This is a genomic window from Undibacterium sp. WLX3042 (genome assembly GCF_049544825.1).
Taxonomy (GTDB): Bacteria; Pseudomonadota; Gammaproteobacteria; order Burkholderiales; family Burkholderiaceae_D; genus Undibacterium.
Genome location: NZ_CP186698.1, coordinates 477,165 through 497,707, shown reverse-complemented (window position 1 = coordinate 497,707; position 20,543 = coordinate 477,165). Strand labels below are relative to the sequence as shown.

The window sequence follows — 20,543 nt, the reverse complement described above, 5'->3', positions numbered from 1 at the left end:
ACACAGGAGAGAACATGCACCGTACCGACGATTTACGCATACGCGAAATGAAAGAACTGGTTCCACCTTCACATTTGATTCGTGAGTTTGCCTGTTCTGTGAAAGCCTCTGAAACCGCAGCGCACGCGCGCACCGCCTTGCACAATATTCTGCACGGTAAAGATGATCGTCTGATGGTGGTGATTGGTCCCTGCTCGATTCATGACACCAAAGCGGCCATGGAATATGCACGTCGCCTGGCGGAACAGCGCACGCGTTTTGCTGGTGAGTTAGAAATTGTTATGCGTGTGTATTTCGAAAAACCGCGCACCACCGTCGGCTGGAAGGGTTTGATTAATGATCCGTACATGGATAACAGCTTCCGCATCAATGATGGCCTGCGTATTGCGCGTGAATTGCTGCTGAATATCAATGAACTTGGCTTGCCTGCAGGTACGGAGTTTCTCGATGTGATCAGCCCGCAGTATATTGCTGACCTGATCAGCTGGGGTGCCATTGGTGCCCGTACCACAGAATCGCAGGTCCATCGCGAGCTGGCGTCCGGCTTGTCTTGTCCAGTCGGCTTTAAAAACGGTACCGATGGCAACGTCAAAATTGCGGTCGATGCGATCAAGGCATCCTCGCAGTCGCATCATTTTTTATCAGTGACAAAAGGCGGACATTCCGCGATTGTGGCGACCAATGGTAATGAAGATTGCCACATCATCCTGCGCGGCGGAAAAACACCGAACTATGACGCAGCTAGCGTCGATGCTGCCTGCAAGGACATCGCGAAAGCCGGTCTGGCTGCGCGTCTGATGATCGATGCATCCCATGCGAACAGCTCGAAAAATCCGGCAAACCAGATTCCGGTCTGCGCGGATATCAGCGCCCAGATTGCTGCTGGTGACACGCGTATTGTTGGTGTGATGGTTGAGTCACATCTGGTAGCCGGACGTCAGGATCTGGTGCCGGGACAAGAGTTGGTGTATGGTCAGTCTGTGACCGATGGTTGTATCGACTGGGATTCCAGCGTCAAGTTATTGGAAGGTCTGGCGGCAGCGGTCAGACAGCGTCGTGTGGTCGAGGCACAATCAGCGTAAGCGTTACATTATTGGCGTCTGTACGTGGCGCCTATGCGGATGATCCTGATCAGAAACGTTTGCTCAGGGTCATCTGATCGCCTTCGCGGCGCATTTCCATGCGGTTCAGAAACGACATGCCCAGCAAGGGTACCGTCAGGCCCGCTTCGATGACGGACGCGTCCACCTGATGTAATTCAATGTCGCCGATTTTGATGGTATCGAGCTTGATCAGATAAGTATTGACGACGCCACCGGCGGTATTGGCACGACCCATACGCCCCGCTTTGTAATTCAGACCGATACGCGTAGCATCGGCAGCGGGCAAGGCAATCAGGCTGGCACCGGTGTCGACCATCATATTTACACTGACGCCGTTGATCACGGCGGGTGCCATAAAATGTCCGCGGTCACCGGCTTTCAGAACCACACTGTTACCACTGCTGGCGGCAGAACGGTGAACAGTTTGCCCCATCACTAGCACGTAGCGTTTGCCGTTGCTGACGATGGTGGCAGATTCACGATCTGCATCAACCAGTTTGGTGTCGCTGCTCAGCGCGCTGCCTACCGCATACGCCTTGGGTGGTGCACCATCGACTACCAGGATCGCCTTACCCGGAAATAAACCAACCACGCCGACATCCGTTGCAAACGATGGCAGTGAACACAGGAAAAGTGGCAGCAGGGCAAAGCGTTTCATAGTGACTTTCGGTTTGAAGTACGGCATGTGGAATGAAGCGGGGAGCGCAGCATATCGCGCCAAACAGCGCGATATGCTCATCCACCATCAGTCGCGGAAATTATTAAATTCCAGCGGCAGATCTTTGATCTCCTTGCGCAGCAAGGCCATCGCTGCCTGCAGATCATCACGTTTGGCACCCTGAACACGCACCGCGTCGCCTTGTATGCTGGCTTGCACTTTCATTTTGCTTTCTTTCAGCACTTTAACGATTTTTTTCGCATCTTCAGTCTCAATGCCATTTTTGACCTTGATGACTTGTTTTACTTTGTCGCCGCCGATTTTTTCGACTTTGCCGAAATCCAGGAAACGTACATCCACTTTACGTTTCCCCATGGTTTGTGTCAGCTCGGTAATGATCTGATCCAGATGAAATTCTGTATCGCCAAAAATCACGACTTCGCGCTCTTTGTCTTTGAGTTCGATTTTGGCGCTGGTGCCTTTCATGTCGAAGCGATTGGTGATGACTTTGTTCGATTGCGTGACCGCATTCTTCACTTCTTCCATATTTGCTTCAGAGACGGTATCAAATGAGGGCATGGTGCTTCCTTGGTGAAATAAATAAACCTGCTCATTTTATCAAAAGCGCGGCTGTCACAAAGCGCAGCAGCTATAATTTGCACTCTATGACGACGAATCTTTCTTTTTCCCGCGACGTTTCGCTGCAACCGTACAATACTTTTGGCATTGCGGCGCAGGCGAATTACTTCTTATCCATTACCGACGTCGATCAGTTACGTGCGCTGCGCGCCGATCCTGCACTCGCTGCCATGCCGCGTCTGATCTTGGGTGGCGGCAGTAATCTGGTGTTGTCGGACCAGGTCGATGCGCTGGTATTAAAGATGGATTTGCTGGGAAAATCCATCGTCGGTGAAGACGCAGAGTTTGTTTATGTGCAGGCGCAGGCCGGTGAAAACTGGCATGCGTTCGTGCAATGGACGCTGGCGCTGGGGCTGGGCGGACTGGAAAATTTATCCCTGATTCCCGGCACAGTCGGCGCGGCACCGATACAGAATATCGGCGCATATGGCATGGAAGTGCAGGACGCCTTGTTTCAACTCGAAGCCTTTGATTTTGCAAGCGGCGAGACGCTGGCGCTGGATAAGGCGGCGTGCCACTTCGCTTACCGCGACAGTATTTTCAAACATGCGCTGAAAGACCGCGTGGCAATCACCAGCGTGCAGTTTGCGTTGCCCAAACAATGGCAGCCAAAAATCGGCTATGCCGATGTTGCCCGGTATCTGCAATTGCAAGCGATCAGTGTCCCTTCACCACGTGCAATCAGCGATGCGGTTATCGCGATACGTCAGGCGAAATTACCCGATCCGCAGGTCATCGGGAATGCCGGCAGTTTTTTCAAAAATCCGCTGGTGAGCGCGGCACAGCGTGATGCGCTATTGCTGAACTATCCTGATCTGGTCAGTTATCCGCAGGCATCTGGCGAGTACAAACTGGCGGCCGGCTGGCTGATAGAACGTTGCGGCTGGAAAGGAAAAAATCTGGGACGTGCCGGTGTTTATGAAAAACAGGCACTTGTGCTGGTGAATCGCGGCGGTGCGAGTGGCGCAGAAGTGCGCGCGCTGGCGCAGGCGGTGCAGGCGGATGTGCTGGCGAAGTTTGCGGTCACGCTGGAAATTGAACCGGTGTTTGTCTGATTTTTGTCTGATTATTTCTCTGCAGATTGTCCTGGCTGGCGCTCTGACGTATGCGCCGGTTTTTTTCTGTCAATACAGATACTCCCCCTCTTTTTTAATAAAATCGCCTTTATCTCAGCATAAATAAAGGGCTTCAAAATATACTGGGGGGAGTATATTTAAGGCATGTGGGCGTGTCTTTGACCGTATTTGGGCACTATCGGGCAAGTTCAAAACCTTGCGGACAGCAAAGTCTCAAGTGCTGACACGGTTCAGCGATCGCAACCCATGCCTTTCAAATCTTTGTCCGCATTGCCGGCATTACCGCCCTGACGCAGACTCGCCAGCGCTTCACGCACCTTATCGCACATCGCTTTTTTACGCGCTGCTTCGCCATTGTCGGGGGCACTTGCAGGTGCAGCTTTTTCGTTGGCAGCAGGTGCCGAGGCTGATGTTGGTGTCGCTGGCGTGGCTGGTGCTGCTGGCTTTGCGGCATTCATTGCACGCTGTTTTTCATCCATGCATTCTTTTTCAACCGCAGCCCGTACATCCGCAGCATTGCCACGTTGCGCGTAAATTTCATTGATCAGTTTCTTGCGCTCTTCGGTGCCGGCTTCAGACAAAACGCGTTCTTGCGTCGCACCGGCTTCACGCATCCAGATAATTTTTTTAGCGTCTTCGCCACGCAAGCGGCACGATGCATCGACCACCGGTTTATTTGTATTGTCTGTGGTGGCGAGCTTGCCTAAGATCTGCTCTTTCTGGCCTTTGTCGCAGGGTTTGTCCTGATATGAATTGCCGCAGCGATACAGGGTTTGCGCCTGCGCACCTGTCGTCATACTGAGAACCAGCAGTAAGCTGCCGAGCACGGTTGATGCTGAGAAAAGATTGCATCGTGTCTTCATAGTGACTCCTGTCGTCCAAATGCAGAGAGGTGCCGTCTGTGCACCTCTCTTTGTTTTACTGCGATTGGATTCAGCCTTTGCTTCTGGCCTCGATAGATTCCCATTTATCCAGCGCGGTCAGCAGTTCTTCATCGATCTCGGCAAAGCGCGCATTCAGTTTATTCGCTTCGTCCGGGCCATTTTTATATAAGTCAGCATCGGCAAGTTTCGCGGTAATCGCAGCTTGTTCTGCTTCCAGTTGCGCAATCAGCTTGGGCAATTCTTCCAGTTCGCGCTGCTCTTTGTAGCTGAGTTTTTTTGCTTTTGCAGCGGCAGGGGCTGTCGCCGTTGGGGCTGTCGTGGTGACATTGGCAGCGGGTTTGCTGTCGGTTTTCACCGCAGATTTAGCGACGGAATTGCTGTACCGTTCCCAGTCGCTGTAACCGCCGATATATTCGCGCCACTGGCCAGCACCTTTGGATGCGATAACTTGCGTGACCACGTTGTCGAGGAAAGTCCGGTCATGGCTGACCAGGAACACGGTGCCGGTATATTCTTCGAGCAATTCTTCGAGTAATTCCAGCGTGTCGATATCGAGATCATTCGTCGGTTCATCGAGTACCAAGACGTTGGCTGGTTTGGCGAACAGGCGCGCCAGCAACAGGCGGTTGCGTTCGCCGCCGGACAAAGATTTGACAGGTGAACGGGCGCGTTCCGGCGCAAACAGGAAGTCACCCAGATACGACATCACATGTTTGCGCTGGCCGTTAATTTCAACGAAATCACTGCCCGGCGAAATCGTGTCAGCCAGACTCATGTCATCGTTTAACTGCGCACGCATCTGATCGAAATACGCGATCTGCAATTTGCTGCCTTGCTTGATGGTGCCGCTATCCGGTGTCTCCTCGCCGAGTATCAGTTTCAGCAAAGTGGTTTTACCAGCGCCATTCTGACCAATCAGACCGATCTTATCGCCGCGCAGAATAATGCTGGAGAAATTTTTGACGATCACCTTGTCGCCAAAGGATTTGCTGACGTTTTCCAGTTCCGCCACGATCTTGCCGGAACGCTCGCCGGTAGTGACATCAAGTCTGACCTGACCTTGCAATTCGCGTCGTGCGCTGCGTGCCAGACGCAATTGTTCCAGACGTTTGACACGGCCTTCATCACGCACGCGGCGGGCTTTCACACCTTTGCGTATCCAGATTTCTTCCTGTGCCAGAAATTTATCAAACTTGGCATTTTCGATTTCTTCGATTTCGAGTTGTTCTGCTTTGCGGGTCTGATAGGTGCTGAAATTGCCGGGATACGAGGTCAGCTTGCCGCGATCGAGTTCAACAATGCGCGTCGCCACATTATCGAGGAAACTACGGTCATGTGTGATGAACAGCACGCTGCCTTTGAAATCTTTCAGCAATCCTTCCAGCCATTGAATCGAGGAAAAATCCAGATGGTTGGTCGGTTCATCGAGCAACAATACATCCGGTGCACTGACCAGCGCACAGGCCAGCGCCACGCGCTTTTTCATCCCGCCCGATAAGGTGCCCATGATGGCGTCTTTGCTGAGGTTGAGTTTATCCAGCGTGGTTTCGACTTTATTGCCAATGCTCCAGGCATCGGCCGCATCCAGCTTAACCTGAATGTCATGCATACGCTCCATCAGCGCATCATCGTTGTCGCCTCCGAACTGGCCGGTCAGGCTTTCATATTCTTGCAACAGCGCAGGCAATTCACCGAGGCCCGAAGCCACGGCGTCAAACACACTGATGTTCTGATCAAATTGCGGTTCCTGCTCCACATACGCGATTTTCAGACCTTGTTGCTGCACCAGCAGACCATCGTCGATTTTTGAAGTGCGGGCGATAATTTTCAGCAAAGAAGATTTGCCGGTGCCGTTACGGCCGATCAGACCGACGCGCTCGCCGGTTTCAAGAGAAAACTCTGCATGATCGAGCAGAGCAACGTGACCGAATGCCAGTTGGGCATCGCTTAATGAGATAACTGCCATAAATACCTGTGAGATCAGTACGGCAGATCATGCCGGACTACATTGGAGAAAACCCGTATTGTACGACAGGCAGCACGGCGCTTAGCGATCTTGATGTGGCCTTGATTGATTGTTAGGGGCTGCTCAGGTAAGATGGCGGGCTTGCTGAACAGCGCCTGCCGCTGTTCACACCGTGTCTCGCCGTAGTTCAATGGATAGAACGTATGCCTCCTAAGCGTAAGATACAGGTTCGATTCCTGTCGGCGGGACCAGTCTGAGTCCATCTCTGTGTGAAGTCCTCCTCCCTATGTGATTCATGTCGTTGCCGCTCAGCATCGGCGGTGTCATCACAGCAGATTTGACGCCTGCAATATGATTTCTTCAAAGTAAGTTATCATTGCGGACGTTCATTGTTTCTTGTAATTAAGAAACTTGCATTCAGATAAATATAAAAGCGCAACTCTGATGTATCAGCATCAGTCAGTCTTAGCGATGTCATCGCGGTGACTTGTTATATTTGATTTCCTTTCACGCATCGCCATTTTCAGCTGCGTACGCGTCACCCCGCTTGTGTCTGCCCGCGGTTCTGTCCGCGGAGATTGCGCCATCACCTCAGAATCAAAGATATCAAACCGAAAGAGCACCGTCATGAATCAGTCAAGTAACTCCCGTCAGAATGCATTAATTGAAGCGCTCAATCGCGTGCAGGCGATTATTGAATTTGATCTGCAGGGCAATATCCTGCATGCGAATGAATTGTTTCTTGCAACGATGGGCTACACGCTCGACGAAGTGGTCGGCCAGCATCACAAAATTTTTTGCGAGCCTTCTTATGTCAGCGGCATAGGATACAGCCAGTTCTGGAGTAAGTTAGCCAAGGGCGAAACCTACACAGGAGAGTTTCATCGTTACGGTAAAGACGGCAAAACGGTCTGGTTACATGCGTCTTACAACCCCATTATGGGCGATGATGGCAAGCCAGCACGCATCGTCAAATTTGCGAGCGACATCACTGCAGAAAAATTACGACGTGCGAACGATGAGGGAAAAATCAATGCAATCGACCGCGCGCAGGCGGTGATCGAATTTTCGCTCGATGGCAGAGTATTGGCCGCAAACCAGAATTTTCTGCAGATTTTTGGTTACGACATCGAACAAATAAGGGGTCAGCATCACCGCCTCTTTTGCACGCAGGACGAAGCGCGTTCTGTCGAATATCTGAATTTCTGGGAACGTCTCGGGCGCGGAGAATTTGATACCGGTGTGTATCGCCGGCTCGATGCGCATGGCAAGGATGTCTGGATACAGGCGTCATATAACCCTGTATTTGATCCTGACGGCAAGCCTTATAAGATCGTGAAGTTTGCGACTGACATTACAGACTTACGCACCAGACAGGCGGAATCTGAGGGTAAGCAGAATGCAATCTCGCGTTCCCAGGCGGTGATTGAATTTGATTTACAGGGAAATATTCTGTCAGCGAATGCAAATTTTTTACGTACTTTTGGTTTTACAGAACAGGAAATCATCGGCCAGCACCACAAAATTTTTTGCGAAGCCGCGCTGGTCAAATCGCTCGAATATCGCCATTTCTGGGCGGATCTGGCAGATGGCCAGTTTAAAAGCGGTCGCTATAAACGGATAGGAAAACACGACGCTGAAGTCTGGATTCAGGCGACCTACAATCCTATCCTCGATCTTGATGGCAAGCCATATAAAGTCGTCAAGTATGCGGTGGATATCACGGAACAAGTGGACAGAGAAAACCTGATTTCAGAGAAGGTCGAATCGATCACGCACATACTCGATGAATTGTCGGCGTCGATAGACAGCATTTCCAGAAGTTCCGCGCATTCGAATGAGTTAGCACAACGCACCCAGCAACATGCCGCTGATGGCAGCGGCGTGCTGAAACGTTCGCAAGAAGCGATACAGGCGATACAGACTTCATCGAATGATATTAACGAAATTATCAATACGATTGCTGATATCGCCAGTCAGACAAATTTGCTGGCGTTTAATGCGGCGATAGAAGCGGCGCGTGCCGGTGAACAGGGACTGGGTTTTTCCGTGGTGGCGGAAGAAGTCCGTAAGCTGGCAGAAAAATCGACGCTGGCGGCACGTGAAATCGCCAAGCTGATCACGCAGACGGTCACACGGGTCGATGAAGGCGGGCGTTTGTCAGAACAGGTTGGTGATTCGTTTGCGCGGATTCTCGATTCTATGAATAACACCACGCAATCGATCGCTGCGATTCACGGTGCAACCAGCGAGCAGGCCGATGCGACCCGCAACGTGGTCAGGCTGCTCAATGAATTGAATCAGTCGACGGAGCGTCTGTGAATTCGACGCCGGCCTTCGCCTCGGCATCGCTGAACCGCGCGGCGATCAGCCAGAACAGCCAGAACATTGCATTCTGCCGGCTCGGCGATCTGCGTTTCGGTGTGCCGCTGACAGATGTGGTACAGGCGATCCGGCAGCCGCCGCAACTAACGCTGCTGCCACGTCGCGATCACGCGATCGCCGGAATTTTTGTGTATCGACAGCAGACCATACCTTTAATCGATTTACGGCGCTGGCTGCCGTGGCCGGATGAACGTAGCGAGCTGCCTGGACAGATATTGCTAGTGCGACGCAATGCGCATCTGACCGGTATTGCGATTGATCAGGTAGATGGTTTGCAGCGCGTCCCTGTCAGTCAGATTCAGCGCGTGGTTCAGCGTGAGGATGACGAAGAATTGTTTCACTCGACCGTCAGTATTGCCGCTGGTGAGCAAGAATCGCAGGCGCTGGGTCTGCTTGATGTCGATGCGCTGATCCGGCTGTCACAGGTATGGTGTGCGGCGGATGAAGAGTTTGCGGCTTCCATCGCAGACGCCGATAGCGGATTGGCGGCAACTGCTGCCGCTGCCTCAACCAATACAGTGCCGCATGCATTGTTTGAGCTTGCCGGACAGGTGCTGGCGATTCCCGCCAGCGATGTTGCCGCTGTGATTCCTATGCCTGTCGTTACAAGGATATTGGGACGTCATCCGGCGTGGCTGGGCATGACCATCTGGCGTGAACGTGATGTGCCGGTCTTGCGTACGATGGCGGCTTTAGGTTTGCCGCCGCAAGCGGAAAGCGGATCAGCACAAGAAAACTTACTGGTGATACTGGGCAGCGAAGGCCGTTATGCCGGTGTGCCGGTGCAGGCCGCGCGCGCGGTGATGCCACTCGATACCAGCGCAGCGCAAACGGCTGCCAGCGCCGGTTTACCTGTCAACACCGTATTAAGCGGCGTGTTCCATACGTCTGCGTCGGAGCGTCTGTTGCTGATAGATGGCGCGGAACTGGTGAACACCTGTTCCCTGAGTGCGCTGAGCCAGAAAGCCGGGACTGACGAACAAGACCAGAAAAACCACCATTCAGATCAGCGGAGTCAGGCAGATCAGGATGCCGCGTTACAGGCGCATGTGGTGGTGCAGGGGGGACAGGCCTGGGCGCTGGGTATGCGTTGGCTGGAAGCCATCGTTTATTTTCCGGCGCAGTTCGATACGAATACCGCGGGACACCCGGCACAGTTAGGTAACTTTATCTGGAATCAGCAGACCATACCCTTGTGGGATTTGCGTATGCTGACCAATCAGACACCAACGCCGGACAGCCCGGAACGGCGTGTGCTGATCATGCGTATTGATGGTGTACTGATCGGGCTGCTGGTTGAGCAGTTGCTGATCCTGCTACCCGCCAGAAGCGGCAAAGTTGCGGCATTCGGGCGACGTCAGACAGGTGTTACTCAGATCATCACCGTTCGCTATGACGATCAGGAAAAAACTTACAGCATCCTCAATCCGGCAGAATATCTACCTTTGCGACAAGCATTGGCGTGCTGAGAGCTCACGCACAAGGGCTTTAGACGTGTCCGCGACTGCCTGTTATGAAGCGTTGTTTTCGCTGTGAGCACGACGGCAATATGGATCGTTATGTTCACCAGCTATTTGCAAAAACAGGGGAGTATCTGCCAATTTATACTGATAGTCAGCATGAAATAAGGGCTTTAAAAAATACTCCCCCCAGTATATTTTCAATAAAAAAGCTTGATTCAGCGATCGCCAGAGCCTTGCCGGCACGATGTTAATCCGGTGATCTGGCATCGATGTTTGAGTCAGATCACAACGCTGTCCATTGCTGCTCGACCAGCAGGCTGTCGCCGGAATAAATCCTGCCGGTGAACGTTGCGTCGCGTTGCACTGGTCCCACGCCTTTCGGTGTGCCTGTCATCAGGATGTCGCCATCATTGAGGCTCATAAAACTCTGTATCGATGCCAGTAATTGTGCAGGTTTAAACAGCATCAGCGGTGTGCCGCCATGCTGTGCGAGCTGCCCGTTGATCAGCAGTTCCAGTCGCAGTGCCTCCAGATTGCCGTCAAAGCGCACGAAGCGGCTGAACACTGCCGAGCCATCAAAGGCTTTGGCTCGTTCCCACGGTAAGCCTTGTTTTTTCAGGCTGGTCTGCACCGCACGACGGGTCAGATCGAGACCGAAGCCGACCGAATCGATTTTTCCATTGTGCAGCAGGAAGCTGATTTCACCTTCGTAATGAATATCGTCGCCATCCGAGTGCAGGTCGTCAGACAGAGCTGAATTTGGTTTGACAAAAATCACAGGTTCGGTCGGGACTTCATTATCGAGCTCGGCGATGTGTTCGACATAATTGCGGCCGGCGCAGACGATTTTGGATGGAACGACGGCCTGATTTTCGCGTATTACGGTATGCATGTTGACTCCTGAATGTCTGCCGTCAGAGCGGGCAGTGTAGATGATGCAAGTGATTTGTTTAGCGCCTTGTACGGCGCTGAATTGTGATGATTTGGCGTGTGTATCTGAACGATCGCGGTATCAGCGTTGTGCCAGCGCGAGTTTGGCGGCGAGTAAGGCAAACACCGCCGCGGCGCTGCGATTGAGCCAGCGCTGTGCTTGTGCTGAGCGGCGCAAACGCTGACCGACACTGGCGGCGAACCAGGCGATGGTACCGAAGGTGATCAGCGTCGCGACGATGAAAATAGCACCAAGCTGAAAAAACTGCGGCGCTATCGCTCCCCGTTCCGCAGACACAAACTGCGGCAGCAAAGCGAGGAAAAATAACACGACTTTGGGGTTCGTCAGATTCATGATAATGCCGCGTAAATACAGTTGCGCGGGGCGCATAGCCGGTGCGCTGCTGTCTGCCGTATCGCCGACCGGAGCGTGATAAGCGCCCCACGCAAGATAGGTCAGATATGCCGCACCGATGAATTTCAGGACCAGAAAGGCGGTGGCTGAAGCGGCAAACAGCGCGGCCAGCCCCATTGCGATAGCGCAGGTGTGAACAACGATGCCGGTACTGAGACCAAACACCACCAGCATACCGGCTTTGCGTCCCTGCGTTGCCGATTGCATCAGCACGAACAGGTTATCGGGGCCGGGTGTCAGCCCCAGTAACAGCGAAATACCAAAAAAAGTCAGTGCGGTTTGTAAAGTCAGCATGGCGCGATCCGGAAAAATGCACAAAGGCAAACAGACATTATCTGCGATTTGCCCTGAACCGGCTATCTGCCGCGATACTGAAATTACACAGAGTGACGGCGTTTTTCGGGATGGGACAGAACCCGTCCGCTGGTGAGCGGATCCACATCATGTGCCTGCAGGTATTCCAGAGCGCAACTGGTACCATGAGTCTGTTGCAGACGCAGGGCTGTTTCCACATAATCCGCTGTGCGCAGATCGCGACGCTGGGTGGTGATTGTGCCGGCATCATTCAATGGTGAGACAGGCGCAGGAAATGCTGTAATAACATGGTGTTGCATGACAGACTCCATAATCAGACCAGCCGCGATATCTTCCTCATGCCTTGCTGCCGGCATTCATCCTACATACAACTGGCGATAGTAATGAGATTACTGTGAAGGGGCGGATCATTCTTCAGTGGTATCAGTGCCGCCATCGCTATTATAAATCCATCAGTCGCAGTAAGATTGCGCGATATCAACAGTGCAGGCAGCCCCCGGTCTCAGCGCGGTGCTGCTATGCGGCGACGTGGTCGCCGCGGCAGGCGGAACCGGCGCGGCTGTTACAGCGCGGTGCGCAGCGCAAATAATTCCGGAAACAGCACCACATCCAGCATTTTGCGCAGATAACTGACGCCAGCCGTGCCACCGGTGCCGGTTTTAAAGCCGATAATGCGTTCCACCGTTGTCACATGACGGAAGCGCCAGATGCGAAATGCAGTCTCCATATCGACCAGTTTTTCTGCCAGCTCATATAAAGACCAGTGCAGTTCCGGCGCACGATAGACTTGCAGCCATGCCTCTTTGACGGATTCGTTGGATGTCGTCGATTGTGTCCAGTCGGCTTGCAAGCGCTCAGCATCAATCGCCAGCCCTTGCCGCGCCATCAGCATGATGGCTTCATCGTAAATTGATGGCGTGTGCAGTGCATCGCTCAGCGTGGCATGGACCTCCGGTTTGCTTTCATGCACGCCCAGTAAAGCCGCATTCTTATTGCCGAGCAGGTATTCCAGTTCGCGGTACTGATGCGATTGAAAGCCGGATGATGCGCCGAGGTAAGGGCGGATTGCGGTGTATTCACTCGGCGTCATGGTGGCCAGCACATCCCAGGCATGCACCAGCTGATCCATGATGCGGGCGACGCGTGACAGCATTTTGAACGCAGGCGGTAAATCATTATTGCGTATCTGTACCCGCACGGCATGCAACTCGTGCAACATCAGCTTGATCCAGAGTTCGCTGGTCTGGTGCTGGACGATAAACAGCATTTCATTATGATTCGGCGAGCGCGGATGTTGCGCCGTCAGTATCTGATCCAGCCCCAGATAATCGCCGTAGCTCATATCATTTGAAAAATCCATCTGCGCACCATGCCATGACATCGGGCATTTACCAGCGCTGGTATTGTCCTTACTCATTGTGTTCCTCTTTTTTATCGTTGCTGTTGCCTGGTCTGCTGACTTGTCCGCACAGTTGTTTGCTCAGTTGTCTGCTCAGTTGCCCGTATCACCGCTGTGATCAGGTCACGGCATGGCGTTTTGCATGCAGATCATAATCTTCGCGATCAAGGATATCGCGCAAGCTGGCAACGGCGTCCCAGACATCGACATAACGCACGTATAGCGGTGTGAAACCAAAACGCATGATGCCGGGCTCGCGGTAGTCACCGATCACGCCGCGTTCTATCAAGGCCTGGATAATCGCGTAAGCATGCGGATGATGGAAGCTGGCCTGGCTGCCGCGTTGCTGGTGTTGACGTGGCGTGACCAGTTCCAGCGGATGTGCGGCGCACTGACTTTCAACCAGCGCGATAAATAGGTCGGTCAGTGCCAGCGATTTTTTGCGTATCGCCTGCATCGTGGTTTGTCCGAAAATATCAAGTCCACAGCCGACCAGCGCCAGCGACACCATCGGTTGCGTGCCGCACAGCGCGCGGCGAATATTGGCCGTCGGCTCAAAATGTGGCTGCATCGCGAACGGGCTTGCATGTCCCCACCAGCCAGACAGCGGGTGCTGAAATGCAGCCTGATGGCGTTGCGGTACCCAGATGAATGCGGGCGCGCCGGGGCCACCATTCAGATATTTATACGTGCAGCCAACCGCGAAATCAGCCTGCGCTGCATTCAGTTCCACAGGCACCGCACCGGCGGAATGGGCCAGATCCCATAAGGCCAGCGCGCCATGCTGATGTATCAGGGCCGTCACCGCTGTCATATCGTGCAGATAACCAGTGCGGTAATTCACATGCGTCAGCATCACCAGCGCCGTTTTTTCATTGATGACCTGCGGCAGCTCGTCAGGAGTATCAATCAGTTGTATCTGATAGCCGCGATCCAGCCAGCGGGTAAGACCTTCGGCCATGTAAATGTCGGTAGGGAAATTGCTGCGCTCGGTGATGATGACTTTGCGTTGCGCATCGCCAGACTGCATCTGCAAGGCGGCGCTGATGGCTTTGAACAGATTAATGGAGGTCGAATCGGTGACGACCACTTCGTCTGCCTGCGCGCCGATCAGCGGTGCGAGCTGATTTCCCAGTGTGGACGGCAGATCGAACCAGCCCGCTTTATTCCAGCTTTTGATCAGATCGGTGCCCCATTCCTGCGCGATCACTTCCTGCGCCCTTTGCAGCGAGGCTTTCGGGCGGGCGCCGAGTGAATTACCGTCGAGGTAAATAACACCATCCGGCAAAAGAAATTCATCGCGTAAAGCGGCCAGCGGGTCTTGCTGATCAAGTTGCTCGCAGGCTGCGCGGCTGTGGGCTAGAGTCATATTCATCTCCTGAAAATAATAGTGAGCGCGTTGATGCGCTCGTGTTTTTTTTGCATCGATTAGCGTGTGGATTTATCGCAGCGCTCTGAGCACCGCCCGCACCGGGCTGGCATCGAGTCCGGCGAGTTTTAAGGGCAGGCAGATCAGTTCGTAATCGCCCTCCGGCACTTCATCAAGAACGATGCCTTCCAGAATCGCCATCTGATGCTGCTTCATGCGCAGATGTGCATCCAGCGTTTTGGATTCCTGCGGATCGAAAGACGGGCTGTCGATGCCGATCAGCCTGACACCATGCTGCGCCAGCAGATCGATAGTTGCCGGGGCAATACTCGGGAAATTCGCATCCCATTGCATCAGCGGTGCCTGCAGATAGGTGCGGAATAACACGCGTGGCGGCAGATTGTGCAGAAAGTTGCTGACGTGTTCCGGTAAAACCTGTGCCACGCCCAGACTGTGAATCACGCGGCAGGCACCGATATAAGTCTCCAGCGCGACCTGATCAATGGATTTGCCATCGACATCGTAATGCGAAGGCGCATCGCAGTGCGCACCGGTGTGGGTGGACATCGTGATCTTGCTGACTTTGACCGGACAGCCATCGGCAATTTGCCAGGTGGTTTCAGCGCTGTAAGCACTGTCGCCCGGCCAGACCGGAATGCCCGGTTGTATCGCCGGTGTGATGTCCCACAAGCGGGACATTTCAGGCATTTCAGACAGATCAGACATGGCAAACTCCTTAACAGAACAGGCAGAGATTTTATGCCGGATTGCTTGAATAATTGTTGCAAATCACAATATCAAAAACGGTGTCGGTAGAATATACTGCGAATAAATCAAGTTTATTTGACGGAAATTGCGAATGTGCGTTTGTGCATCGCGCAAATGCACCAGAAAACAGGAAAACTATGCAACTCGACGCGACCGATCTGAAAATTCTCGATTACCTGCAAACCGATGGCCGTATCAGCAATCAGGAATTGGCGGACAAAGTGTTTCTGTCGCCCTCATCCTGTCTGCGGCGGGTGCGTATGCTGGAAGAGGCTGGCGTGATTCATCATTATTGCGCCGTGATTGATACCGAAAAAGTCGGGCTGGAGGTGGATGCGTTTGTGCAGGTGACGATGCGGCGCGATGTTGAACAATGGCATGAGAGTTTTTCGCAGGCCTTGCAGCAGTGGCCGGAAGTAACCGGTTCCTACATCATCACCGGTGACGCCAATTACCTGCTGCGTGTGCGCGCCCGCAATCTCAAGCATTACTCCAGCTTCGTCCTTGAACGCCTCTACAAAACCGCCGGTGTGCTCGATATCCGCTCGAATATCGTCTTGCAGACGCTGAAAGATACCCAGCAGATTGATACCGCTCTGCTCGCAGAATAAGGCAATTTCAGGGGGGTATCTTTGATTTTCGCCTTATTCTCAGCATAAACAAAGGGCTTTTAAATATACTCCCGGGAGTATATTTTCGTCTCCGGAAGCTGTTTTACAGGCTTATTTACTCTGTAACAGCGCTTTCAGGATTCCTGCTGCCGGGCCTTGATTGTTCCAGGTCTGGGTCAGATCAAGGTCGCCGTTGGTGCTGACGAGGATCAGGATATGACCGTTTTGGATGTCGAGCAGATTCAGTATCCGCACACCGGCGATCCAGCCCTGACGTTCGACGATAGTGGTCGGTTTACGTTCGTCGGCACCTTTGAAAGGATAGAGCCAGACGCCGAGCGCGCCGCCGGTGGCATTCGGTTTCAGCATCTCAGCGCGGGCGGCCGATGACAGCAGTTTGCCCGCAATGAAGGCGCGGTCAAAGGCGAGCAAGTCTTGTAACGTGCCATACGACGAACCTGCTGCGCCGTAACTGGCGAAATTCACTTCCGGTTCAGCTTTCCCACCCAGTGTGCCGTGCACATGCGCCGGATTGTCTGGCATCGCGGCGTTGTACATGCCGGCATTTTTCATGCCTGATGGTTGGAATAAACGCTGTTGCAGCAATTGGGCAAATGCTTGCCCGCTGATTTTTTCCAGTAGCGCACCGAGCACAAGATAATCGCAGTTGTTGTAATCAAACGTGCTGCCGGGCGCACTATTCATTGGCCCTGCGCAGATGCCGCTTGCGAAGGCCTGCATATTGTCGCCCTGATTAGCATTGCGCATGTGAAACGTCGGCTCGGCGTTTTCATTGTAAAGGCCGGAATAATGCGTCAACAGCTGCCGCAGCGTGATCTGGCGCGCCTGCGGATTTGGATAATCTGGCCAATACTTTCCCAGCGGCTGATCGAGTTGCAAACGCCCGGCATCGACTTCCTGCAGTATCAGTATCGCTGTCATTTGCTTGGTGATCGAGGCGAAACGGAAGGGGCGTTGCAGATCGCCAAAGTCGGCGCTACTTTTTTGCACCAAGATTTTATCGCCGCGTGCTGCCAGTATCGCACCGCGGAAACCGCTGGCAAACAATTGGCTGGCGGCGGCATCCAGTGCATCAGGCTGTTTTGCTGCGACATTCTGGACGGATAGCGCACTCAACAGACTCAGAACGATGAGGACGCTGCTGCGCAGGAAGTGACTCAGGTGACAGAGGCGGGGCATAGCTCTACTCCGGGAACAGATCAGAATCCGCAGTGTAACAAATCACGATTAAAACGGAAGATTGTGCAGTGCATGAAGGCGCTCGCGATATAATGCCGCACCATGAATTTACTGAAAACTCTTGCTTCTATCAGCGGCATGACGATGTTGTCGCGTATTACTGGCCTGGCGCGCGACATTCTGATTAACAGCCAGTTCGGCGCGAATGCACTGTCCGATGCATTCAATATCGCCTTCCGTATCCCGAATCTTTTACGTCGTTTATTTGCCGAAGGCGCGTTCGCGCAGGCCTTTGTGCCGATTCTGGCTGAATATAAAGTCAGGCAGGGCGAAGAAGCCACCAAGGCACTGGTCGATCATGTTGCGACACTGCTGACCTGGGCTTTGCTGCTGACCTGTGCTGTCGGCATCGTTGGTGCGCCAGTGATTTTGTATTTTGCTGCGAATGGTTTGTTAGACCGTCCAGACGTCTTTAACGCCAGCGTGGTGATGACGCGCATCATGTTTCCTTACATCGGTTTCATGTCGATGGTGGCGCTGGCTGGCGGCATTCTGAATACCTGGCGCGAATTCAAAATACCGGCTTTTACGCCAGTGATTTATAACCTGACCTCGATAGCCGGATCTTTGTGGCTGTCACGCTTTCTTGAGCAACCGATCTATGCGCTGGCGATTGCGGTGTTCGTTGGCGGCGTGCTGCAAATGGCGATCCAGATTCCGGCCTTGGTCAACATCGGCATGTTGCCACGCATAGGCTGGCGGCCGCATACCGCATGGCAGGACGAAGGCGTGCGTCGCATTGTGCGCAATATGCTGCCAGCGATACTCGCCGTGTCGGCGTCGCAGATCAGTATTCTGATCAACACCAGTCTGGCTTCCAAAATGGTGGCGGGCAGCACCAGCTGGCTGGCCAGCGCAGATCGTTTAATGGAATTTCCAACCGCGCTGCTGGGCGTTGCTTTAGGGACGATCTTGCTACCGGGTTTGTCCAAAGCGAATGCTGATGGCGACACAACGGAGTATTCGGCTTTGCTGGATTGGGGCTTGCGACTCACTTTTCTGTTGGCGATGCCCGCTGCAGTGGCGCTGGCTACCATTCCCGAAGCGCTGACCGCTACCTTGTTCCATCATGGCAAATTCGATGATCATGCGGTGCAGATGACTTCGCATGCCCTGATTTCTTATGGCATCGGTCTGATTGGTCTGATCGTGGTGAAAATTCTGGCACCGGGTTTTTACGCGCGGCAGGATATACGCACGCCGGTCAAAATCGCGCTGACCGTAATGATCGCAACGCAATTGCTGAATCTGGTCTTTGTGCCTTTGTTTGCACATGCCGGACTGGCTTTATCTGTCGGGCTGGGCGCTTGTGTTAATGCGCTTTTGCTGTTTGTCGGCTTGCGTCGCCGCGGTATATTCCATCCCCAAAAAGGCTGGCTGATGTTCCTGATTAAACTCGCTGCGGCATTAATGCTGATGGCCGCGGTATCGTCTTGGATATCAGATCAGATACCCTGGCTGGCGATGAAACATACGCCGTTGCTGCGCGCCGGTGCTTTGTTCGTGCTGATACTGATATCGGCGGCGGCGTATTTCGGTGCGCTGGCGGTGATGGGATTCCGCCCGAAAGATTTCAGGAAAACAGCGAAGGTTTGAGTGTTTCTCCGATAATAAAAAAGGGATGCCGCGGCATCCCTTTTTTATTACCTCTGAATACAACTTACACGACGAAATGGCAAACGTAATCAAGAGTTTCCAGCGTTTCGATTTCGAAGCTGGAATTGGCAGGTACCTGGAATTGCTGGCCGCCTTCGTAGGTTGACCATTCACTGTCGCCTTTGACGCGGATACGGCATTTACCTGCGTTCAGCTCCATGATTTCAGCCGCACCGGTATTGAATACCAGGCTCGACGGGAAAATCACACCTATGGTTTTTTTTGTGCCGTCCGCCATTAATACTGTGTGGGAAACACATTTGCCGTCGAAGTAAATATTCGCTTTTTTGACGACGCTGACCTGGTCGAATTGAGTTGTCATGTTGTTCTGTTCCAAAAAAACAGCCCGCGTAAAAAGCGGGCTGAGTTGTATTGATAAAAGCAGGTGTATTTCCTGATTACTGACCGCGTTTTGCGCGGGCATTTGCTGCAATACGCATACGCAATGCGTTGAGCTTGATGAAGCCACCGGCATCCGCCTGGTTGTAAGCGCCGCCGTCTTCATCAAAAGTAGCAATGTTCATGTCGAACAGAGAATCTGTTTTGGAATCACGCGATACAGTGATCACATTGCCTTTGTACAGCTTCACGCGTACCCAGCCATTGACCGTTTGTTGTGTGTGATCGATCAGGGTTTGCAGAGCGATACGCTCTGGTGCCCACCAGTAGCCGTTGTAAATCATGCTGGCGTAACGTGGCATCAGATCATCTTTCAGATGCGCGACTTCGCGATCCAGCGTGATCGATTCAATTGCACGGTGTGCACGCAGCATGATGGTGCCGCCTGGCGTTTCATAGCAACCACGGGATTTCATACCGACATAACGGTTTTCCACCAGATCGAGGCGGCCGATACCGTGTTTGCCGCCCAGACGGTTGAGTTCTGTCAGCACTGCGGCTGGCGACATGCGTTTGCCATTCAGAGCGACGATATCACCGCGTTCAAATTCGATGTCCAGATATTCTGGTGCATCCGGTGCTGCTTCCGGGCTGACTGTCCAGCGCCACATCGATTCTTCGGCTTCCGCACTTGGGTTTTCAAGGTGACGACCTTCAAAGCTGATGTGCAGCAGATTCGCATCCATGGAATACGGCGCGCCACCGTTTTTATGTTTCTGGTCGATTTCTATGCCAGCGTCTTCTGCGTATTTCATCAGTTTTTCGCGTGACAATAAATCCCATTCACGCCAAGGTGCAATGATTTTCACGCCTGGCATCAGTGCATAAGCACCGAGTTCAAAACGTACCTGGTCGTTACCTTTACCAGTCGCACCGTGCGAGATCGCATCGGCACCGGTTTCTTTGGCGATTTCGATCAGACGTTTGGCGATCAGCGGACGGGCAATCGATGTGCCGAGCAGGTATTCACCTTCGTAAATCGTGTTGGCACGGAACATAGGGAAAACGAAATCGCGCACGAATTCTTCACGCACGTCATCGATATAAATGTTTTCCGGCTTGATGCCGAATTTGAGCGCTTTGGCACGTGCCGGTTCCAGCTCTTCACCCTGACCCAGATCGGCTGTGAAGGTCACGATTTCGCATTGATAATTGTCTTGCAGCCATTTCAGAATGACAGAGGTATCCAGACCGCCAGAGTAGGCAAGGACGACTTTTTTAATATCGCTCATAGTGTGCTTTCAAAA

General features: G+C 53.0%; 19 protein-coding genes and 1 tRNA gene. 7 read left to right on the top strand and 13 right to left on the bottom strand.

All coding sequences use genetic code 11. The features are described 5' to 3' along the window. Positions 1–14 precede the first annotated feature (14 nt). Positions 15–1,082: a 3-deoxy-7-phosphoheptulonate synthase AroG gene (gene aroG, locus ACPAOP_RS02325; RefSeq protein WP_423709154.1), complete on the top strand. Its 1,068-nt coding sequence runs from the start codon at positions 15–17 to the stop codon at positions 1,080–1,082. 49 nt (positions 1,083–1,131) lie between these two features. Here aroG and ACPAOP_RS02320 read toward each other — a convergent pair whose 3' ends face one another. Both ACPAOP_RS02320 and ACPAOP_RS02315 read right to left on the bottom strand, forming a co-directional pair. Further along, entirely contained in the window at positions 1,132–1,761 is a 630-nt protein-coding gene (locus ACPAOP_RS02320) for a retropepsin-like aspartic protease family protein (protein WP_423709153.1), read from the bottom strand. 87 nt (positions 1,762–1,848) lie between these two features. Beyond that, positions 1,849–2,340: a YajQ family cyclic di-GMP-binding protein gene (locus ACPAOP_RS02315; RefSeq protein WP_423680999.1), complete on the bottom strand. Its 492-nt coding sequence runs from the start codon at positions 2,338–2,340 to the stop codon at positions 1,849–1,851. 86 nt (positions 2,341–2,426) lie between these two features. Between ACPAOP_RS02315 and murB the strand changes: the two genes are divergently transcribed. Then, complete coding sequence (gene murB / locus ACPAOP_RS02310) at positions 2,427–3,455, top strand: UDP-N-acetylmuramate dehydrogenase (protein WP_423709152.1); 1,029 nt, start codon at positions 2,427–2,429, stop codon at positions 3,453–3,455. Positions 3,456–3,706: 251 nt separating this feature from the next. On the opposite strand, the gene ACPAOP_RS02305 is transcribed toward murB, so the two are convergent. Then, on the bottom strand, positions 3,707–4,339 hold the full coding sequence (locus ACPAOP_RS02305; RefSeq protein ID WP_423680996.1) for a hypothetical protein: 633 nt from the start codon (positions 4,337–4,339) through the stop codon (positions 3,707–3,709). A gap of 70 nt (positions 4,340–4,409) precedes the next feature. Then, complete coding sequence (locus tag ACPAOP_RS02300; RefSeq protein ID WP_423709151.1) at positions 4,410–6,326, bottom strand: ATP-binding cassette domain-containing protein; 1,917 nt, start codon at positions 6,324–6,326, stop codon at positions 4,410–4,412. A 176-nt stretch (positions 6,327–6,502) separates the two neighbouring features. Between ACPAOP_RS02300 and ACPAOP_RS02295 the strand changes: the two genes are divergently transcribed. From ACPAOP_RS02295 to ACPAOP_RS02285, 3 genes are all read left to right on the top strand, one after another. Further along, a tRNA-Arg gene (locus ACPAOP_RS02295) sits at positions 6,503–6,577 on the top strand. A 376-nt stretch (positions 6,578–6,953) separates the two neighbouring features. Next, positions 6,954–8,648 carry a methyl-accepting chemotaxis protein gene (locus tag ACPAOP_RS02290; RefSeq protein ID WP_423709149.1) on the top strand — a complete coding sequence of 565 codons (1,695 nt, stop codon included), beginning with the start codon at positions 6,954–6,956 and terminating at the stop codon, positions 8,646–8,648. After that, positions 8,645–10,180 carry a chemotaxis protein CheW gene (locus ACPAOP_RS02285; protein ID WP_423709148.1) on the top strand — a complete coding sequence of 512 codons (1,536 nt, stop codon included), beginning with the start codon at positions 8,645–8,647 and terminating at the stop codon, positions 10,178–10,180. The genes ACPAOP_RS02290 and ACPAOP_RS02285 overlap by 4 nt, the downstream gene beginning before the upstream one ends. Before the next feature lie 277 nt (positions 10,181–10,457). Here ACPAOP_RS02285 and ACPAOP_RS02280 read toward each other — a convergent pair whose 3' ends face one another. The 6 genes from ACPAOP_RS02280 to kynB all read right to left on the bottom strand — a co-directional run bounded on the left by ACPAOP_RS02280 (position 10,458) and on the right by kynB (position 15,301). Beyond that, positions 10,458–11,066, bottom strand: coding sequence for a fumarylacetoacetate hydrolase family protein (locus tag ACPAOP_RS02280; RefSeq protein WP_423709147.1), 609 nt, complete (start codon positions 11,064–11,066; stop codon positions 10,458–10,460). A 120-nt stretch (positions 11,067–11,186) separates the two neighbouring features. Further along, positions 11,187–11,813, bottom strand: coding sequence for a LysE family translocator (locus ACPAOP_RS02275; RefSeq protein WP_423679217.1), 627 nt, complete (start codon positions 11,811–11,813; stop codon positions 11,187–11,189). Positions 11,814–11,896: 83 nt separating this feature from the next. Next, complete coding sequence (locus tag ACPAOP_RS02270; RefSeq protein WP_423709146.1) at positions 11,897–12,133, bottom strand: hypothetical protein; 237 nt, start codon at positions 12,131–12,133, stop codon at positions 11,897–11,899. Between the two features lie 263 nt (positions 12,134–12,396). Beyond that, entirely contained in the window at positions 12,397–13,251 is an 855-nt protein-coding gene (kynA, locus tag ACPAOP_RS02265; RefSeq protein WP_423709145.1) for a tryptophan 2,3-dioxygenase, read from the bottom strand. 100 nt (positions 13,252–13,351) lie between these two features. After that, a complete protein-coding gene (kynU, locus tag ACPAOP_RS02260; RefSeq protein WP_423679220.1) occupies positions 13,352–14,602 on the bottom strand; it encodes a kynureninase in 1,251 nt (416 codons plus the stop codon). 72 nt (positions 14,603–14,674) lie between these two features. Continuing rightward, positions 14,675–15,301: an arylformamidase gene (gene kynB / locus ACPAOP_RS02255; RefSeq protein ID WP_423709970.1), complete on the bottom strand. Its 627-nt coding sequence runs from the start codon at positions 15,299–15,301 to the stop codon at positions 14,675–14,677. A 206-nt stretch (positions 15,302–15,507) separates the two neighbouring features. On the opposite strand from kynB, the gene ACPAOP_RS02250 reads away from it, so the two are divergent. After that, a complete protein-coding gene (locus tag ACPAOP_RS02250) occupies positions 15,508–15,981 on the top strand; it encodes an Lrp/AsnC family transcriptional regulator (RefSeq protein WP_423709144.1) in 474 nt (157 codons plus the stop codon). Between the two features lie 111 nt (positions 15,982–16,092). Here the strand turns inward: ACPAOP_RS02250 and ACPAOP_RS02245 are convergent, their stop codons facing one another. After that, positions 16,093–17,181, bottom strand: a complete 1,089-nt coding sequence (locus tag ACPAOP_RS02245; RefSeq protein ID WP_423709143.1) for a serine hydrolase domain-containing protein — start codon at positions 17,179–17,181, stop codon at positions 16,093–16,095. A gap of 102 nt (positions 17,182–17,283) precedes the next feature. On the opposite strand from ACPAOP_RS02245, the gene murJ reads away from it, so the two are divergent. After that, on the top strand, positions 17,284–18,837 hold the full coding sequence (murJ, locus tag ACPAOP_RS02240; protein ID WP_423679222.1) for a murein biosynthesis integral membrane protein MurJ: 1,554 nt from the start codon (positions 17,284–17,286) through the stop codon (positions 18,835–18,837). Positions 18,838–18,901: 64 nt separating this feature from the next. Here murJ and ACPAOP_RS02235 read toward each other — a convergent pair whose 3' ends face one another. Beyond that, positions 18,902–19,219, bottom strand: coding sequence for a pyrimidine/purine nucleoside phosphorylase (locus ACPAOP_RS02235; RefSeq protein WP_423679223.1), 318 nt, complete (start codon positions 19,217–19,219; stop codon positions 18,902–18,904). A 76-nt stretch (positions 19,220–19,295) separates the two neighbouring features. Then, on the bottom strand, positions 19,296–20,528 hold the full coding sequence (locus ACPAOP_RS02230; protein ID WP_423679224.1) for an argininosuccinate synthase: 1,233 nt from the start codon (positions 20,526–20,528) through the stop codon (positions 19,296–19,298). Positions 20,529–20,543: the final 15 nt, after the last annotated feature.

Coding starts and splice junctions, on each gene's coding strand:
- murJ (WP_423679222.1), top strand. CDS start 17,284: ATGAATTTACTGAAAACTCTTGCTTCTATCAGCGGCATGACGATGTTG.
- ACPAOP_RS02300 (WP_423709151.1), bottom strand. CDS start 6,326: ATGGCAGTTATCTCATTAAGCGATGCCCAACTGGCATTCGGTCACGTT.
- aroG (WP_423709154.1), top strand. CDS start 15: ATGCACCGTACCGACGATTTACGCATACGCGAAATGAAAGAACTGGTT.
- ACPAOP_RS02320 (WP_423709153.1), bottom strand. CDS start 1,761: ATGAAACGCTTTGCCCTGCTGCCACTTTTCCTGTGTTCACTGCCATCG.
- murB (WP_423709152.1), top strand. CDS start 2,427: ATGACGACGAATCTTTCTTTTTCCCGCGACGTTTCGCTGCAACCGTAC.
- ACPAOP_RS02315 (WP_423680999.1), bottom strand. CDS start 2,340: ATGCCCTCATTTGATACCGTCTCTGAAGCAAATATGGAAGAAGTGAAG.
- ACPAOP_RS02230 (WP_423679224.1), bottom strand. CDS start 20,528: ATGAGCGATATTAAAAAAGTCGTCCTTGCCTACTCTGGCGGTCTGGAT.
- kynU (WP_423679220.1), bottom strand. CDS start 14,602: ATGACTCTAGCCCACAGCCGCGCAGCCTGCGAGCAACTTGATCAGCAA.
- ACPAOP_RS02305 (WP_423680996.1), bottom strand. CDS start 4,339: ATGAAGACACGATGCAATCTTTTCTCAGCATCAACCGTGCTCGGCAGC.
- ACPAOP_RS02245 (WP_423709143.1), bottom strand. CDS start 17,181: ATGCCCCGCCTCTGTCACCTGAGTCACTTCCTGCGCAGCAGCGTCCTC.
- ACPAOP_RS02280 (WP_423709147.1), bottom strand. CDS start 11,066: ATGCATACCGTAATACGCGAAAATCAGGCCGTCGTTCCATCCAAAATC.
- ACPAOP_RS02270 (WP_423709146.1), bottom strand. CDS start 12,133: ATGCAACACCATGTTATTACAGCATTTCCTGCGCCTGTCTCACCATTG.
- ACPAOP_RS02250 (WP_423709144.1), top strand. CDS start 15,508: ATGCAACTCGACGCGACCGATCTGAAAATTCTCGATTACCTGCAAACC.
- ACPAOP_RS02235 (WP_423679223.1), bottom strand. CDS start 19,219: ATGACAACTCAATTCGACCAGGTCAGCGTCGTCAAAAAAGCGAATATT.
- ACPAOP_RS02275 (WP_423679217.1), bottom strand. CDS start 11,813: ATGCTGACTTTACAAACCGCACTGACTTTTTTTGGTATTTCGCTGTTA.
- kynB (WP_423709970.1), bottom strand. CDS start 15,301: ATGTCCCGCTTGTGGGACATCACACCGGCGATACAACCGGGCATTCCG.
- ACPAOP_RS02290 (WP_423709149.1), top strand. CDS start 6,954: ATGAATCAGTCAAGTAACTCCCGTCAGAATGCATTAATTGAAGCGCTC.
- kynA (WP_423709145.1), bottom strand. CDS start 13,251: ATGAGTAAGGACAATACCAGCGCTGGTAAATGCCCGATGTCATGGCAT.